Below are 14,992 nucleotides of genomic sequence, written 5' to 3' on the forward strand. Positions count from 1 at the left end.
GGATTGCGCGTCCAGCGAACAATTTCTGAAGGAAAAATATGATACAGATCAACGACTGTAAAGAGGAATTGTGTGTCGCTTTACGGGTGGGGCGTTTGGATCGCAGAAAAGCGTTTTATAACAAAGAATTGATTTGAAAATCCCAGGCGTATGCCGGGGTGGTCCGTGGGGCGAATGGGCGCATGAATCCAACCACCGATACACCGGAGCTGTGGTTTTGCGGATTTTGTGCGGCGCAGAAAAGGCTGGTCGGGCAGGGAGGACGGCTGCCGGACCGATGGTTGACCCCAGCGCTGCGGATTGGGCGCTGCGGAACGCATCGGTCGGGCGCAGGCGTCCCGACAGGAGCCGCTCCGCCGGGTGGGGGAGGGCTCTGCTGACGGGGAACTGCGACGCTAGCGGATCGGGAGGCGAAGCCGAGGCTTCGGGGGGATTTGAACGGCCGAAGCCAGCGCCTTAGGCGCCGGCGCCGGAAAAGGTGCGCTCCAGGCGACGGGGGGCGCGGATCAAGTGGAGGTACAGCTCGTCGAACTGCCCGACGGAGGCGAGCTGGCGCACGTCGTTGACGGTGATGCGCTGGCCGTTCACTTCGATCAGGCCGCTGTCGCGCAGCCGGCGCAGGGTCCGGTTGATGTGGACGATGCTCAGACCCAGCGCGTCGGCCAGGATCTCCTGCGTCACCGGCAGGACGAAATGTCCGTCGGTCACCATGTTGACGATGCTGAGGCGGCGCAGAAGCTCGACCAGCAGGTGAGCGGTGCGTTCCAGCGCCGTCCGCCGGCCCAGGCTGAGCAGCCGTTCGGCCAGGATCGCCTCCTCCCGTGCTCCCGACCAGGCGAGCGCCGCCGCGAGGCGTGGGAAGGAACGGAACATCTCGCCGATCCGCTCCGGCGGAAAGCTCGCCACCTCGACCTGGGTCAGGGTGGTGACGCTGTGGTCGGCGGATTCGAACAGCGTGCAATACATGCCGATGATATCGCCCGGCAGGACGAAGTTAACGACCTGACGCCGGCCGTCGGGCAAGGCCTTGTGGCGGATCGCCCAGCCGTCCCGCATGATCCGCACGTCCCGATATCTTTCACCCTGTTGGAGTAGATCGGTGCGTGGCGATACACGAGCAATTGTCCTTTCCAAATCGGTAAGGTACAACTTCTCCTCATCCGACAGGATGAGGTAGCTGCTTAATTTAAGCCACAATGGAGTGGGTTCCAGGGCGCGGCTCGCCGGTGCGCGAGTCATGGTCGTCTTTGCCTTCTTTGTCCTAATATTGGCGCTCTGATAAACGGACGCGCAGTTAACCCGGTTCCGCGTGAACTCGAACGTTTATGGTTTTCGGCAAAGGCGGCCACAACATAGGTTAATCAGCGAAATATTTTTCTCGAACGGTCTGTGACGCGCGGCCGACCGTGGTGTTGTTCCCTATGCAATTGGACCTACCGGCAGCATGGCCGGACGGTAAGCACCATCCAATCACACGGGGGGCATGATGACGGCGGAGGATGGAGCGGCGGGGATGGCCGCTCTCTCGATTTGTGAATCGTTGGTGATCGCCATGATCGAAAAGGGCCTCCTTACGGTGGAGGAGGCCCGGGGCGTGCTTGAGGATGCGGCGGCGGCTCATCTGCGGCAGGAGACTGCCGGATTGGCGGACGGGTATCAGCAAAGCGCCGTGCGGGCGATAGAACGGCTGGTTCTGCAGGTGGACGCGGCGGGGCAATCCGGCCGAAGATGACCTGAAGCGGCACGTCGGCCCACTCGAACCGGTTCAATCGGTCAACCGGTTCGAATGGGGCCGGTTCGAGTGGAGCCGGCGCGATCAGCCCGGCAGGATGACCGGATTGCGCCGGCTGCCGGTCTTCCGCCCACCCTCGGTTCCGGTCCGCTCAAGAACGGCGTCGCTCAGCAGTTGCGCGACTTCCTTGGCGGCGATGGGCTTGTGCATGATGCGGTAACCGCTGGCTTCCGCGTCGGCGATGCGCTGCGGTGCGGTGTCCCCGGTCAGAACCACACTGGTCGGAACCGCGAAGCCCCGGCCGCGCAGGGCGACCTCGACCGCCTGGATGGCCTGCAGGCCGGTGGCCCCCGCCTCCAGCCGGTAATCGGCGATCACCAGATCGGGCGGACGGTCCTGGCCGCTCAGCAGGCGCAGCGCATGGCCGGCGCTGTCGGCCGCGGTCACCCTCCAGCCGAAATCCTCGATCAGCAGGGTCAAGCCTTCGCGGACCAGCGGGTCGTCGTCGATGACCAGGGCGGTGCCGCGTCCCGGCTCCGGCGCCTGTTCGGCCGGTGCGGGGGCGGACGGCGTCTCGATGGCCGCTTGTGCCGGGGTGGGGATCTCCAGCGTGAAGCAGGACCCCTTGTTCGGCCGGGAGGCGACATGAACGCGGTAGCCGAGCAGCCGCGCCAGCCGGTCGACGATGGCCAGCCCCAGCCCCAGCCCCTTGCCGCGGTCGCGGGTGGGGTTGGAGACCTGATAGAACTCGTGGAAGATCCGCTCCAGATGTTCGGGCGGGATGCCGATGCCGGTGTCGTAGACCTGGATGCGCAGAACACCGCGGGCATGGCGGCAGCCCAGCAGGATGCGGCCATGGTCGGTGTAGCGCAGCGCGTTCTCCACCAGATTGCGGATGATCCGCTCCAGCAGCGCGGCGTCGGCATTCAGCATCACGCCGGTGGGAACGCTGCGGAAGGCCACCCCCTTCTCCGCGGCGCGCAGGCGGTACTCGCCCTCCAGCCGCGCGAAGATGGTGCCGAGCGACACCGCCTGCACATTGGGCGACACCGTGCCGGCATCCAGCTTGGAGATGTCGAGAATGGCGTCGAGCAGGCGGCACAGCGCGTCCATCGACGCCTCGATGCTGCCGACCAGGGAGGCCGCAGGATGGTCGCCCAGCCGGATCGCCAGTGCCGACGTCAGCAGGACCAGCGACTGCACCGGCTGGCGCAGGTCGTGGCTGGCCGCGGCCAGGAAATGCGTCTTGGCGGCATTGGCGCGCTCCGCCACCATCAGCGCCATCACCGCTTCCTGGCGCGAGCGTTCGGTTTCGTTGCGTGCGCTTTCCGCCTCGGCGCGGGCCTGCTCGGCGCGCTCGGCCAGCGTGCGCTGGATGGTGATCTCCTCCGCCGCGCGCATCTCGCGGTCGCGCTGGATGCCGGCGATGTGGTCCAGCATGGCGTTGAAGCCGCGCGCCAGGGCGGACACCTCGTCGTTGCCGCGCACTTCGGCGCGCTGGCCGGTGAAACCGTCGGAGGCGATGGCGCCGGCCAGCCGCTCCAGTTCGCGCAGGGAGCGGGTCATGTGGTTGCCGACGGCGCGGCTGCCGACATAGATCGCCAGCAGCGCGGCCAGCCCCACCATCCCATAGGCGGGCAGCATCCAGGACAGCAGCGCCAGGGTCGGCGTTTCCGGCGCCTCCAGCCGCAGCGTCAGCCCCAGCGAGGCCAGCCGTTCCGGCACGGTCAGCGGCACCGTCACCGCCATCATGTCGGGCGGCGGCGGTTTCGGTGCGTCGCCGGCGTAGAGAAGTTCCGCCTCCGGGTGCAGCACCAGGAAGTCGAGCGGCACCTTGTAGAGCAGCGCCCCTTCCGGCGACATGGTGCGGGAATAGATCAGCATCTCCGCCGCCAGCAGGAACTGCGTGTCGCCCTGCTGGACCACGCGGGCGGCCGGCTTGCCGGCGGCGATGGCGGCGCGCAGCCAGGCCATGTCGGCCGGCGCAATCGCCAGCGGATCGGCATGGCGGCCGTTGTCGGCGATCGGCTCCCCTTCGAAATCGGTGAAGACCAGGGCGACCGGAACGCTGGCGATGTGGTTGAAGCTGCCCAGGAAGGGGATCAGGTAGGTTTCCTTGCCGGCGGAATCGACCAGGGCGGTGGCGAGCATGCTGTTGTTCGCCAACTCGCGCACCGTGGTCACCAGCGTGTTCAGCAGCCCTTCGGTCTGGCGGGCGGCGAGGCTGGCGTTCGCCTCCACATTGGCATGGTGCTGGCGGGCCAGATGGCGGCTGGACACCACATACAGGCTGGCGCCGATCAGGATGGCGATCAGCACGCCCAGCATCAGCGACACCAGCGCGAAGCGGCGCGCCAGACGGCCGGAGGTCAGCATCCGCTGCGCGGTGCGTGGGACGCTGCCGTAGGCTGGCGGATCGAGGGGAGTGGGATCGGTCATCCGTCTTCTCAATCCACCGGGACCAACAAGCCGTCGGTGCGGAACTGTGCCATCAGCAGATCTTCGGGCCCAAGCGCCTCGTGCCGGCCGGGGGCGAACGGGCGGTCGAAGTCGCGGATCACGCCGCGATAGGGGCCGACCTGCTCCAGCGCGTCGCGCACTGCGGTGCGGTCGGTCGTGCCGGCACGGTCGATGGCCAGCGCCAGGATGCGGGTCAGATCGTAGGCATGCAGGAAGCCCACCGGCGACACGATGTCCTCCGGCCGGCGGATGCCGAACAGCCGCCCGGCGGTCTCCAGCACCGGGGCCAGCCGGTCCGGCGGGATGCGGAGGGGGCTGACCGTCTGGATCACGGTGAAATCGACCTCGCTGAGAGCCGGTCCGGCCTGTCCGACAAAGTCGCCGCCGGTGACGCCCCAATGGCTGAGGATCGGCAGCCGCTGCTGCACCGGCAGGGCGGCCACCTCGCGCACCAGCACGGCGGCCTCGTCGTCGTTGGCGACCAGCAGGATCGCCTGGGCGCCGTCCTCGGCCAGCGCCTGATACTTGTCGAGCAGCGAGCGGTCGCGCCAGTTGTACCAGGCGGTGCCGGCCAGGTCCGGGACCTTGTGGCCGGCGAGATAGCGGTTGGCGGCCTCCAGGTTGGAGCGGCCCCAGGCGGTGTTGGTCAGCAGGAGCCCGACGCGGGTCAGGCCGCGGTCGGCGGCGCGCTTCAGCAGGAAGGGCATCGCCAGGCTGTCGCGCAGCGACAGGCGGAAGATGTAGTTGGGCTCCATGCCGTTGTCGACGATGGCGTCGGCCGACGACCAGGGCGCCAGGAACAGGGTGCGGGTCTGTTCCAGGACCGGCAGCTCCTCGATCACCACCGGGCTGAACCGGCCGCCGAACACGGCGATCAGATCGGGAATGGTGGCCAGTTCCCGGATGTTCTTGATGCCGCGGGCGGAGATCGACCGGTGTTCACGCGTGATCAGCTCCAGCGGCCGGCCGCCCAGCACGCCGCCCTGGCGGTTGATGTCGTCGATGGCGGTCAGGATGCCGCGTTCGATGGCCTCGGCCGAGGTGCTGTTGGTCAGCCCGAATTCACCGTCCAGCGCCAGGATCACCGGCTCGCGGCCCAACTCCCGGCCCAACTCTCCCGCCGTCTGGGCGGCCGCAGCCGTCGCCAGCGCCGCAAGCGGCAGCGCGAACAGAAGAAACATCGGCCGGCAAAGGCGGAGGACTGCGATGAACATTGACCGTCGTTCGATGGGATCGGCGGACGGAAGATGGGCTCCCGCACACGCAAGGCCGCACTATGTGTGGGCAGAAGCAGCGGGGTCAATCTGCCCTTCGGCAGAGCGGAAGGTTTGGAAGACATGAAGCGACGTGGCAGCTTTACCGCCGGTGGCTCGCTGCATTATCTGCACCGGTACGCTTGCCGCCGCGGGACGCCGGCGGGGAAAGGCGCCGCCCGGCATTGGGCGGCGCCTTTCCTGCGGGACGGGTCAGAGAAGCCTGGCGGTCAGGCTGATCTGGGTGCCGGCCAGCGCCTTCGACACCGGGCAGTTTGCCTTGGCGCCGTTCGCCTGTTCCTGGAAGGTGGCCTCGTCGATGCCGGGGATTTCCGCCTCGCACTCCAGCTCGATCCGGCTGATGGCGAAGCCGGCGCCGGCCTTCTCAAGATGCACCTTGGCGGTGGTGTGGACGCGGGTCGGGGGGTGGCCGGCCTGGGAGAGCCCGGCCGACAGCGCCATGGAGAAGCAGCCGGCATGCGCCGCCGCGATCAGCTCCTCCGGATTGGTGCCCTGGCCGTTCTCGAAGCGCGACGGGAAGGAGTAGCTGCCTTCGAAGGCGCCGCTGCCCAGCCGCATCTTGCCGCTGCCCGATTTGAGGTCGCCACGCCATTCGGCGTCCGATTGCCGCATCGCCATGCTGATGTCTCCCTTTGACGGTCGTGGTTGGTCCGGCCGGCAGTGATCGGGGTTGCCGCCATTGCGGGACCGGTCGGGCCTGACCTAGGGCAGGGGGGCGCCGCGGCCAGCCATATACCACCTCCGCGCTTCACGCCGCCCGCTGCCCTCTGCCCTCTGTCGTGCGGCAGGCGTCAGGCCTCCTGGACGGTCTCGATTTCCGACAGGTCCGACAGGCGGCGGGCCAGACGTTCGGTGCAGCGCACTTCCAGAATGCCGAAGCCGGCGTTGGGGGCGATGGTGTGGAGGTCGCCGGCCATGCCGTTCTCGCTGGCCAGCCGCCGCACCCGTTCCACCATCGCGTCGCGTTCCGGCCGTCCCGGACGCAGGCCCGGCAGCGGGCGGGTGAAGTGCAGCTTGTATCGCTTGAAGATCGAAGGGGCCATTCTGGTCACGGAAGCCGGGTCATGGGTGCGAAGTGGGGGGCGGCCCCCCGGCATGAAGCCTGCGGATGCCGTCCCCCGGATCTCGCACAGGCCGGCGGTGCGGCGCCAGCCTGAAAAGCCTGTATTCCGGCAGCCTACTTCTTCGGCTCGACATTCTCGGCGCCGGCACGGGTGCCGCCGAAGCGGTCGGCGCCCTTGGCGTCGGGGGCGTCCGGCTTCTTGTGGTTGCCGGTGTTCTGCTCGCCCCCGGTATGGCGGACGGTCTCTTCGGTGTGGGGCTGCTTGTTCTGCTGGCCGGTCATCGGCGACGCTCCTTCTATATATAAGGTGTCTTCCGTTAACCGGATCGGGCCGCTTTGGTTTCAGGCGGCCTCACCGTTGCCGTACGATGGGCTGGGAAATGGCCTGCGCCACGGCGATCCAGCGCTCCTCCTCGTCCGCTCCCTCTCCCTCGTCGCGCAGCACGCGCAGGGGCGGCCAGACGCCGAGCCGGCTGGAGCGGCGCAGCGCGAAGAACCGGTCGAGTTCCTCGTCGGTCGGCAGGCGGTCGTCCTTACGCTGGTTGCAGCGGCGGTGCGCCAGCACGACGTTGGCCGGATCGTCGATCCCGCCATAGGCCTGGGGGATCAGATGGTCGAAGGTGGACTTCGCCCCCACCGGCCCGTCGCAGAAGAAGCAGCGCCCGCCCTGCTGGACGTCCATCAGTCTGGCATCGTCCGGCGTGACGGGCATGGCGCTCTCCAGTCTGTCGGCAGGGTTCAGAGGTCGCGCTCGACGCTGCCCCACAGGTCGTACTCGTCGGCATGCTCGATGGTGACGTCGACCATGTCGCCCGGCTTCAGGCCGGTCTCGCCGTTCAGGAAGACGTTGCCGTCGATCTCCGGCGCGTCGGCATAGGAGCGGCCGATGGCGCCGTCCTCGTCGACCTCGTCGATCAGGACGCCCAGCGTATAGCCGACCTTCTGCTGGAGCCGCTCGGCGCTGATCGCCTTCTGCGTCTCCATGAAGCGCTCCCAGCGCTCCTGCTTGACCTCTTCCGGGACAGCGCCGGGCAGGTCGTTGGCGGTCGCACCCTCCACCGGCTCGTACTTGAAGCAGCCGACGCGGTCGAGCTGGGCCTCCTTCAGCCAGTCCAGCATGAACTGGAAGTCCTCCTCCGTCTCGCCGGGGAAGCCGGTGATGAAGGTGGAGCGCAGGACCAGATGCGGGCACTCGTCGCGCCACTTGCGGATGCGGTCCAGCTGCTTTTCCTGGGCGGCCGGGCGGCGCATCGCTTTCAGCACGGTGGGCGAGGCATGCTGGAACGGGATGTCGAGATAGGGGAGGATCCTGCCCTCCGCCATCAGCGGGATGACCTCGTCCACATGCGGATAGGGGTAGACGTAATGCAGGCGGACCCACAGGTCGAAGTTCGCCAGCTCGTTGCACAGGTCGAAGAAGCGGGTGCGGACCTCGCGGTCGTACCATTTCTCCGTCTTGTACTTCACGTCGACGCCGTAGGCGCTGGTGTCCTGCGAGATGACCAGCAGTTCCTTGACGCCGGCGACCGCTAGCTTCTCCGCCTCGCGCAGGACCGAATGGATCGGCCGGCTGACCAGATCGCCGCGCAAGGACGGGATGATGCAGAAGCTGCAGCGGTTGTTGCAGCCTTCGGAAATCTTCAGATAGGCGTAATGGCGCGGCGTCAGCCGCAGCCCTTCCGGCGGCACCAGATCGGTGAAGGGATTGTGCGTCGGCGGCACCGCCTCGTGCACGGCGCTGACCACCTGCTCGTACTGGTGCGGACCGGTGACGGCCAGCACGCCGGGGTGGACTTGCCGGATCATGTCCGATTCCACGCCCATGCAGCCGGTGACGATGACCCGCCCGTTTTCCTTGATCGCCTCGCCGATGGCGTCCAGCAATTCCTTCTTGGCGCTGTCGAGGAAGCCGCAGGTGTTGACCAGCACGACGTCCGCGCCGTCGTAGCTGGGGGAGATTTCGTACCCCTCCGCGCGCAGGCGGGTGAGGATACGCTCTGAATCGACGAGCGCCTTCGGGCAGCCGAGGCTGACGATGCCGACCTTCGGGGCGCCCATGGTCTGGGCGGCGGCCGGCGATGCGGACTTCGGAACGGGAGATGTGGTCATCGCGCGCGTATACCGCCGAATCGAAGATTACGCCAGTGAAACATGGCGAAAAGGCGTGCGGGCATGGCCGCCATGCCCGTTTTGCCTGGAACTGTCGGGCCTTCGAGGTCTTTTGGCGCCTTGCCCATCCCTTCTTCCCTCCTGCGCCGGGCTTAAACCAATGCGACAATTTGCAACAAAAGGATGAAGTGTTCGATGTTCCGTTTTGTGTTCAACCACGCTAGTATGTATGACGATCTTATGATCGATGTGGCTGCCGCCTTGCAGCGATAGCCGCCAGCCTTGTGATGCGCCCATCGTATAGCCACTAAACCTTATAGAGTGGAAAAAATGGACTTCGCAAAAGTGCGCGGTGTTGCTGCGGGCCGGATGTCGGTCCGGAACAACGGGACGCTGGACCGGACGCCGATCGGAGCCGGAGCCATCGGAGCCGCCATGGACTTCGCCGAACCGGATCGTGCGGGGGCCGCCTCGCCGCAGGCCATCGCCGACGTGATGCTGCAGATCTCCCACATTGCCGACAGCCTTGGCTATACCCATGGCCTGAAGCCGTCGCAGTGGACGGCGCTCCGCTATTTCGCCGGCGCCAACAACAGCCAGCGCACCGTGTCGGCCTTCGCCGACTTCCACGCCACGACCCGCGGGGCCGCCTCGCAGATGGTCGAGGTGCTGGTGGGCAAGGAGCTGCTGGTCCGCGTGCCGGTTCCGGAGGACCGCCGCGTCACCCAGCTGCACCCGACGCCGAAGGCGCTGGAGCTGCTGCGCCACGACCCGCTGAACGACTTTGCCGGCATCATCGCCGCGCTGCCGGGCGAAGAGCAGTACAAGCTGGCCGAAACGCTGACCAGCCTGCTGCGCGGCCTGCTGGAAAAGCGCCAGTCCGTCTGACCGCCGGCGCGGCCCGGGCGACCGAGCCCGTCCGCCGCCGTCAGGGCTTGCGGCAAGCGGCGACCGCCGCCTCCAGCCCGCGCCGGTCGCGCTCGTTGAGGCGGTTGGCGACGAAGCCCTCCCACAATCCGTTGCGCGCCAGTTCGGATTGCACGCAGCCGCAATTGGCGGCGCAGGTGGCTTTCGCCACGCCGGCGCTTTCGCAGCTCGCCACGCAGGATGCCCGGAACTCGCGCACGGCGGGCGTCTCCACCGGCATCAGCTGCGCCGCGGCCCAGGCGATCCCGAACAGCAGCGGCTGGTGCAGCAGATAGACGGCAAGGCTGTGCCGGCCGCCGAAGGCGAGCAGCCGCGCGGCGCGGCCGGTTACCCTTATTCCCTCGCCCAGTCCCGGCCACAGCCGGCCGATCCCGATTCCGGCCAGCACGCCGCCGATCCAGGGCAGCAGCGGCACGTAATCGTTGGAGTCCGGCGCCACGCTGGTCAGCCCGATCCAGCGCAGCCAGGGGCTGTCGAACAGCGGGAAGCCCTGGGTCGTCCCGACCAGCACCGCCGCTGCCGCCGCTGCCAGTGTCACGATGGCAGGCAGGCGGACGAAGGCAAGGCCGATGACGCTCGCCACCGCGATGTGGTGCAGCACGCCGAAGAAGATCGGGCTGTCGGGGAACAGGGCATAGGACGCCGCCGACACCGCCGCGGCCCCGGCCGCCACCCGCCCCAGCCGGCGCAGGAAGCGCCCGGATTCGATCCCGTCGCGGCTCGCCAGCACCAGCCCGATGCCGGCCATGAGCAGGAAGCTCGACAGGATCGCAGTGCGGGCGGCCAGCCACAGCGGATCGCCCAGCAAATCGAAGCCGGCGAGGCCGAAATAGGTGGCGTCCCAGCTGCCGTGATAGGCCGCCATCGCCACCAGCGCCAGCCCGCGCGCCACGTCGATTGCCGGGCGGCGCGAGGACCGTCGCGCGAGGCCCTGTGCCGGCCCGATGCCGATTGCGCTCATGATCCGGCCATCCCCACCCCGAAAATCCACCCCTCCTGCCGCCTTGCGGTGTCGTCCAGCCCCGGTGGCGCCCAGGCGCGCGGGGTGCCGGCGAGCCAGCGCAAACCGGCGGCCGACACCAGGGCGTCGCTGTCATGATCGCTGACCGTCCCGGTCCGCTCCAATGGGTGCGAGCCCAATCGGCGCAAAGCCTCGTCCATCTCGGCACCGTCGCGGATCTTGCGCTGGCCAAAGCCGGTGTGCTTCAGGAACAGGCGCGGGTAGATCTCCACCATCACGCTGGCGCCCGGTGCCGGGTCATCGAAGGGCCAGACCGCCAGCCGGCCGGGCAGGGCGCGGCGCAGGGCACGCAGCACCCGCATGCCGGCCAGCGCGCCCTTGCCGACCTGACGCGAGCCGATCAGCTTGTAGGGGCTCTGCGGGTGGCCCAGCCCATCGGCGCGGCAGGCCCATTCGGTGGCGCGGTGCGGGTCCTCGTACCAGTCCGGCTGCGGCCCGCCATGCCAGAAGCCGACCCCGTGCAGCGGATGGCTGGCGAAGGGACCGCCGCCGAAGTCGGGCTCCGCCGCGCAGATCTCCTCCACCGCGTCCCACAGGTCGAAGACGGTGGCCTCGCGCCCGGGAAAGCCGCGCGCCGCCACCGCGAAGGGCAGGGAGAAGGCGCAGTCGATGCCGACCAGCGCCGGTTCGCGCACCAGTTCCGTGCGCAGCCAGTCGAACACGGCTGTCCGCGACCACCAGCCGCCGGGTCCTTCAACCAGTCGGGGGGCGGCATCGCCTGCGGTGCACTCCGCCACGGCGATGCCGGCGTAGCGCTTGGCCAGCGCGCCGGACCAGTCGATGGCGATGAAGCGCCCGAAAGCGGGCGCCGCCGTATCGGTCAAAGCTCCGCCACCTCCACCACGCCCGGCACCGCCTTCAGGGCTGAGCGGCTCTGCGCGGTGATGGTGTAGCTGCCGGGCAGCTCGATCTCGATCTCCTTCAGCGGGTCGACCTCGACCAGCACATTGATGCGGCTCTTGCCGCGCGACAGCCGGTCCAGCGTGGCGCGCAGATGCTCGATCGGGCCGGGGTCGCGCAGGACGACGCGCAAGCCGGCGCTGACCGAGGCGACGGCCTCCTCCAGCGGCTTGATCTCCTGGCAGGTCAGGCGGATCTCTTCGCCGTTCAACTGGACGTCGACGGTCAGCAGAACCGCGTTGCCCGGCTCCAGCAGGGCGCGGTTGGCCGCCAGGATTTCCGAGAACAGGGTGACCTCGTAGCCGCCGGCGGCGTCCGACAGCTCGACGAAAGCGAAGCGGTTGCCGGACTTGGAGGTCTTCTCCTTCTTCGACACGATGATGCCGGCCATCGCGCGGCGGGTCATGCCGCCGGCCTTGGCGACGTTCGCCAGATCGGCCGAGCGCACCACCTTCATGCGGCCGAGCGGGCCGGAATAGGCGTCGAGCGGGTGGGCCGACAGGTAGAAGCCGATGGCGCCGAACTCGTGCTTCAGCTTCTCCAGCGGTTCCCAGTCCTTGACCTTGGGCAGCTCCGGTTCGGGCAGGCCGCCACCGCCGCCGCCGAAGAGGTTGCCGATGCCGCTGTCGCGCTCCGCCGCCTCGGCCTGGGCGTAACGGATGATGGTCTCCAGCGCGGCATGCACCTGGGCGCGGTTGGGGTTCAGCCCGTCGAAGGCGCCGGCGCAGGCGAGATTCTCAAGCTGGCGCTTGTTGATGGTCTTCAGATCGAGCCGGCGGGCGAAGTCGAACAGGCTCTTGAACGGGCCGTTCTTCCGCCGCTCCTCCACCACCGCCTTCATGGCAGGCTGGCCGACGCCCTTGACGGCGGCCAGCGCATAGCGCACCGCCTTGGTCCCGTCGGCCAGCTGCTCGACCCCGAAGATCGCATCGGATTTGTTGATGTCCGGGGTCAGCAGCTTGACGCGCAGGCGGGCGAGTTCCTGGCGGAAGACGTTCAGCTTGTCGGTGTTGCCGAGGTCGAGCGTCATCGACGCCGCCATGAACTCCACCGGGTGGTTCGCCTTGAGATAGGCGGTGTGATAGGCGACCAGGGCGTAGGCGGCGGCGTGGGACTTGTTGAAGCCGTAGCCGGCGAACTTCATGACCTGATCGAAGATCATGCTGGCCAGATCGGCCTTGACGCCGCGCGACTCCGCGCCGTCGCAGAATTTGCGCTGGTTGTCCATCTCCTCCTTGATCTTCTTGCCCATGGCGCGGCGCAGAAGATCGGCGCCGCCCAGCGAATAGCCGGACAGCACCTGGGCGATCTGCATGACCTGTTCCTGGTAGATCATGATCCCGAAGGTCTCCTTCAGGATGCCTTCCAGGCTGTCATGCATGTAGTCGGCTTTTTCCTCGCCGTTCTTCACCCGGATGTATTTCGGGATGTTGTCCATCGGGCCGGGGCGGTAGAGCGACACCAGCGCGATGATGTCCTCCAGCCGGTTCGGCTTCAGCCGGCGCAGAACGTCGCGCATGCCCGAGCTTTCCAGCTGGAACACGCCGGTCGCCTCGGCGCGGCTGAGCAGCTGGTAGCTCTTCTCGTCGTCCAGCGGGACTGTGGTCAGATCCGGCTTCTCGGGGATCAGGTCGACCGCGGTCTTCAGCACGGTCAGCGTCTTGAGGCCGAGGAAGTCGAACTTCACCAGACCGGCCTGTTCGACATATTTCATGTTGAACTGGGTGACCGGCATGTCGGAGCGCGGATCGCGGTAGAGCGGCACCAGCTCCTGCAAGGGCCGGTCAGCGATCACCACGCCGGCGGCGTGGGTCGAGGCGTGGCGGTAGAGACCTTCCAGCTTCAGGGCGATGTCGATCAGGTGGCGCACGGTGTCGTCGCCGTCGCGCGCCTGCCGCAGCATCTCCTCGCTGTCCAGCGCCTGCTGGAGCGTCACCGGGTTGGCCGGGTTGTTCGGCACCATCTTGCAGATCTTGTCGACCTGACCGTAGGGCATCTGCAGGACGCGGCCGACGTCGCGCAGCACGGCGCGCGCCTGGAGCTTACCGAAGGTGATGATCTGGGCGACGCGGTCGTAGCCGTATTTCTTCTGAACGTAGCGGATGACCTCTTCGCGGCGGTCCTGGCAGAAGTCGATGTCGAAGTCGGGCATCGACACGCGTTCCGGGTTCAGGAAGCGCTCGAACAGCAGGCCGAAGCGCAGCGGGTCGAGATCGGTGATGGTAAGTGCCCAGGCGACGACGGAACCGGCGCCCGAACCGCGACCCGGCCCGACGGGGATGTCCTGGTTCTTCGCCCATTTGATGAAGTCCGACACGATCAGGAAGTAGCCGGGGAACTTCATCTTGACGATGACGTCCAGCTCGAACTCCAGCCGCTCGAAATAGGTCTGCCTCGTCTCGGCGCGCTGCTCCGGGGTCATGTCCGGGGTGTAGACGACCTTCTCCAGCCGCTCCTCCAGGCCGGCGCGCGACTGGGCGCGCAGCTCGTCGTCCTCGGTGCGGCCGCCTTCGCAGGCAAAGGGCGGCAGGATCGGCTTGATCGGCTTCAGCAGGAAGGAGCAGCGCCGGGCGATGGCGACGGTGTTGTCCAGCGCCTCCGGCAGATCGGCGAACAGCAGCCGCATCTCGTCGGCCGACTTGAAGCGGTGGTCGGGGGTCAGCCGGCGGCGGTCCTCCTGGCTCAGATAGGCGCCCTCGGCGATGCACATCAGCGCATCGTGCGCCTCGTACATGTCGGCGGTGGCGAAATAGCAGTCGTTGGTGGCGACCAGCGGCAGGTCGTGGGCATAGGCGAGGTCGATCAGCGCCGGTTCGATGGCGTTCTCCGCCGCGGCGAAATGGCCGCGCCCGCCCTCGTGCCGCTGCAACTCGACATAGAGCCGGCCGGGGAACAGCCGCTTCAGCCGCTCCAGAACGTCGAGCGCCAGATTCTTCTGCCCCTCGTGCAGCAGCCGGCCGACCGAGCCGCCGGGGCCGCCGGTCAGCGCGATCAGCCCGGCCGAATGGCCGTCCAGCGCGTCCAGCGTCACCTGGGGGCCGGCCAGCGGGTCCGACTCCAGGAAGGCCTTGGACACCAGTGCCGCGAGGTTGCGGTATCCCTCCTCGTTCTGGCAGAGCAGGACGAGCTGGTCGGGGGTGGCCGCCGCCTTGCCGGGCAGGCCGGGCTTCGTCTGGGCCGGGCCGACGCGGGTGATGCCCAGCACGGTGCCGATGATCGGCTGCAAGCCGGCATCGGAGGCGGCCAACGCGAATTCCAGGGCGCCGAACAGGTTGCCGGTGTCGGTGACCGCGACGGCCGGCATCTGCTGTTTCAGACAGAGCTTGACCAGCTCCTTCACCTTGATCGCACCTTCCGACAGCGAATAGGCGGAATGGACGCGCAGGTGGACGAAGTCGGCGTGGGGCATGGCAACCGGGGGCTTGCTTGCTACAGGGCCCCTGGTTCTAGCACAGCCCGGACGGTTCCCGCGACGGTCGCGCGGGGGCATGCGAACGTGGTATGGA

General features: G+C 67.8%; 13 protein-coding genes. 2 read left to right on the forward strand and 11 right to left on the reverse strand.

The features are described 5' to 3' along the window. Positions 1-456: 456 nt before the first annotated feature. Positions 457-1,056 carry a Crp/Fnr family transcriptional regulator gene (locus ABNQ40_RS06910; protein ID WP_161957998.1) on the reverse strand — a complete coding sequence of 200 codons (600 nt, stop codon included), beginning with the start codon at positions 1,054-1,056 and terminating at the stop codon, positions 457-459. Between the two features lie 457 nt (positions 1,057-1,513). On the opposite strand from ABNQ40_RS06910, the gene ABNQ40_RS06915 reads away from it, so the two are divergent. Then, positions 1,514-1,732 (forward strand): hypothetical protein, encoded by a 219-nt coding sequence (locus ABNQ40_RS06915; RefSeq protein ID WP_391345873.1) that lies wholly within the window; start codon positions 1,514-1,516, stop codon positions 1,730-1,732. Between the two features lie 84 nt (positions 1,733-1,816). On the opposite strand, the gene ABNQ40_RS06920 is transcribed toward ABNQ40_RS06915, so the two are convergent. From ABNQ40_RS06920 to rimO, 7 genes are all read right to left on the reverse strand, one after another. Then, positions 1,817-4,171, reverse strand: coding sequence for a hybrid sensor histidine kinase/response regulator (locus tag ABNQ40_RS06920; protein WP_109047844.1), 2,355 nt, complete (start codon positions 4,169-4,171; stop codon positions 1,817-1,819). An 8-nt stretch (positions 4,172-4,179) separates the two neighbouring features. Continuing rightward, on the reverse strand, positions 4,180-5,373 hold the full coding sequence (locus ABNQ40_RS06925) for an ABC transporter substrate-binding protein (RefSeq protein WP_247879547.1): 1,194 nt from the start codon (positions 5,371-5,373) through the stop codon (positions 4,180-4,182). Between the two features lie 285 nt (positions 5,374-5,658). Beyond that, on the reverse strand, positions 5,659-6,084 hold the full coding sequence (locus tag ABNQ40_RS06930) for an OsmC family protein (RefSeq protein ID WP_109047845.1): 426 nt from the start codon (positions 6,082-6,084) through the stop codon (positions 5,659-5,661). A 173-nt stretch (positions 6,085-6,257) separates the two neighbouring features. After that, entirely contained in the window at positions 6,258-6,509 is a 252-nt protein-coding gene (locus tag ABNQ40_RS06935; protein WP_042690341.1) for a hypothetical protein, read from the reverse strand. Between the two features lie 134 nt (positions 6,510-6,643). Beyond that, complete coding sequence (locus ABNQ40_RS06940) at positions 6,644-6,811, reverse strand: hypothetical protein (RefSeq protein ID WP_199235232.1); 168 nt, start codon at positions 6,809-6,811, stop codon at positions 6,644-6,646. A 70-nt stretch (positions 6,812-6,881) separates the two neighbouring features. Then, positions 6,882-7,241, reverse strand: a complete 360-nt coding sequence (locus ABNQ40_RS06945) for an HNH endonuclease (protein WP_109047846.1) — start codon at positions 7,239-7,241, stop codon at positions 6,882-6,884. A gap of 26 nt (positions 7,242-7,267) precedes the next feature. After that, complete coding sequence (gene rimO, locus ABNQ40_RS06950; protein ID WP_391346078.1) at positions 7,268-8,587, reverse strand: 30S ribosomal protein S12 methylthiotransferase RimO; 1,320 nt, start codon at positions 8,585-8,587, stop codon at positions 7,268-7,270. A gap of 486 nt (positions 8,588-9,073) precedes the next feature. Between rimO and ABNQ40_RS06955 the strand changes: the two genes are divergently transcribed. Then, positions 9,074-9,526 (forward strand): MarR family winged helix-turn-helix transcriptional regulator, encoded by a 453-nt coding sequence (locus ABNQ40_RS06955; RefSeq protein ID WP_109490701.1) that lies wholly within the window; start codon positions 9,074-9,076, stop codon positions 9,524-9,526. Positions 9,527-9,566: 40 nt separating this feature from the next. Here the strand turns inward: ABNQ40_RS06955 and ABNQ40_RS06960 are convergent, their stop codons facing one another. From ABNQ40_RS06960 to dnaE, 3 genes are read right to left on the reverse strand one after another with little or no spacing between them, the layout of a single operon-like run. Further along, a complete protein-coding gene (locus ABNQ40_RS06960) occupies positions 9,567-10,526 on the reverse strand; it encodes a DUF1624 domain-containing protein (protein WP_109047848.1) in 960 nt (319 codons plus the stop codon). Beyond that, positions 10,523-11,410: a hypothetical protein gene (locus ABNQ40_RS06965; RefSeq protein ID WP_109047849.1), complete on the reverse strand. Its 888-nt coding sequence runs from the start codon at positions 11,408-11,410 to the stop codon at positions 10,523-10,525. The genes ABNQ40_RS06960 and ABNQ40_RS06965 overlap by 4 nt, the downstream gene beginning before the upstream one ends. Beyond that, positions 11,407-14,895, reverse strand: a complete 3,489-nt coding sequence (dnaE, locus tag ABNQ40_RS06970) for a DNA polymerase III subunit alpha (protein ID WP_391345878.1) — start codon at positions 14,893-14,895, stop codon at positions 11,407-11,409. The genes ABNQ40_RS06965 and dnaE overlap by 4 nt, the downstream gene beginning before the upstream one ends. Positions 14,896-14,992 lie beyond the last annotated feature (97 nt).

It is taken from the genome of Azospirillum sp. A23, assembly GCF_042938965.1.
Classification (GTDB): Bacteria; Pseudomonadota; Alphaproteobacteria; order Azospirillales; family Azospirillaceae; genus Azospirillum; species Azospirillum melinis.

Bases quoted from the DNA above. Each gene is read 5' to 3' on its own strand.
- ABNQ40_RS06910 (WP_161957998.1), bottom strand. From the start codon at position 1,056: ATGCGGGACGGCTGGGCGATCCGCCACAAGGCCTTGCCCGACGGCCGG.
- ABNQ40_RS06930 (WP_109047845.1), bottom strand. From the start codon at position 6,084: ATGGCGATGCGGCAATCGGACGCCGAATGGCGTGGCGACCTCAAATCG.
- ABNQ40_RS06915 (WP_391345873.1), top strand. From the start codon at position 1,514: ATGGCCGCTCTCTCGATTTGTGAATCGTTGGTGATCGCCATGATCGAA.
- ABNQ40_RS06960 (WP_109047848.1), bottom strand. From the start codon at position 10,526: ATGAGCGCAATCGGCATCGGGCCGGCACAGGGCCTCGCGCGACGGTCC.
- dnaE (WP_391345878.1), bottom strand. From the start codon at position 14,895: ATGCCCCACGCCGACTTCGTCCACCTGCGCGTCCATTCCGCCTATTCG.
- ABNQ40_RS06940 (WP_199235232.1), bottom strand. From the start codon at position 6,811: ATGACCGGCCAGCAGAACAAGCAGCCCCACACCGAAGAGACCGTCCGC.
- ABNQ40_RS06955 (WP_109490701.1), top strand. From the start codon at position 9,074: ATGGACTTCGCCGAACCGGATCGTGCGGGGGCCGCCTCGCCGCAGGCC.
- ABNQ40_RS06925 (WP_247879547.1), bottom strand. From the start codon at position 5,373: ATGTTTCTTCTGTTCGCGCTGCCGCTTGCGGCGCTGGCGACGGCTGCG.
- ABNQ40_RS06920 (WP_109047844.1), bottom strand. From the start codon at position 4,171: ATGACCGATCCCACTCCCCTCGATCCGCCAGCCTACGGCAGCGTCCCA.
- ABNQ40_RS06935 (WP_042690341.1), bottom strand. From the start codon at position 6,509: ATGGCCCCTTCGATCTTCAAGCGATACAAGCTGCACTTCACCCGCCCG.
- ABNQ40_RS06945 (WP_109047846.1), bottom strand. From the start codon at position 7,241: ATGCCCGTCACGCCGGACGATGCCAGACTGATGGACGTCCAGCAGGGC.
- rimO (WP_391346078.1), bottom strand. From the start codon at position 8,587: ATGGGCGCCCCGAAGGTCGGCATCGTCAGCCTCGGCTGCCCGAAGGCG.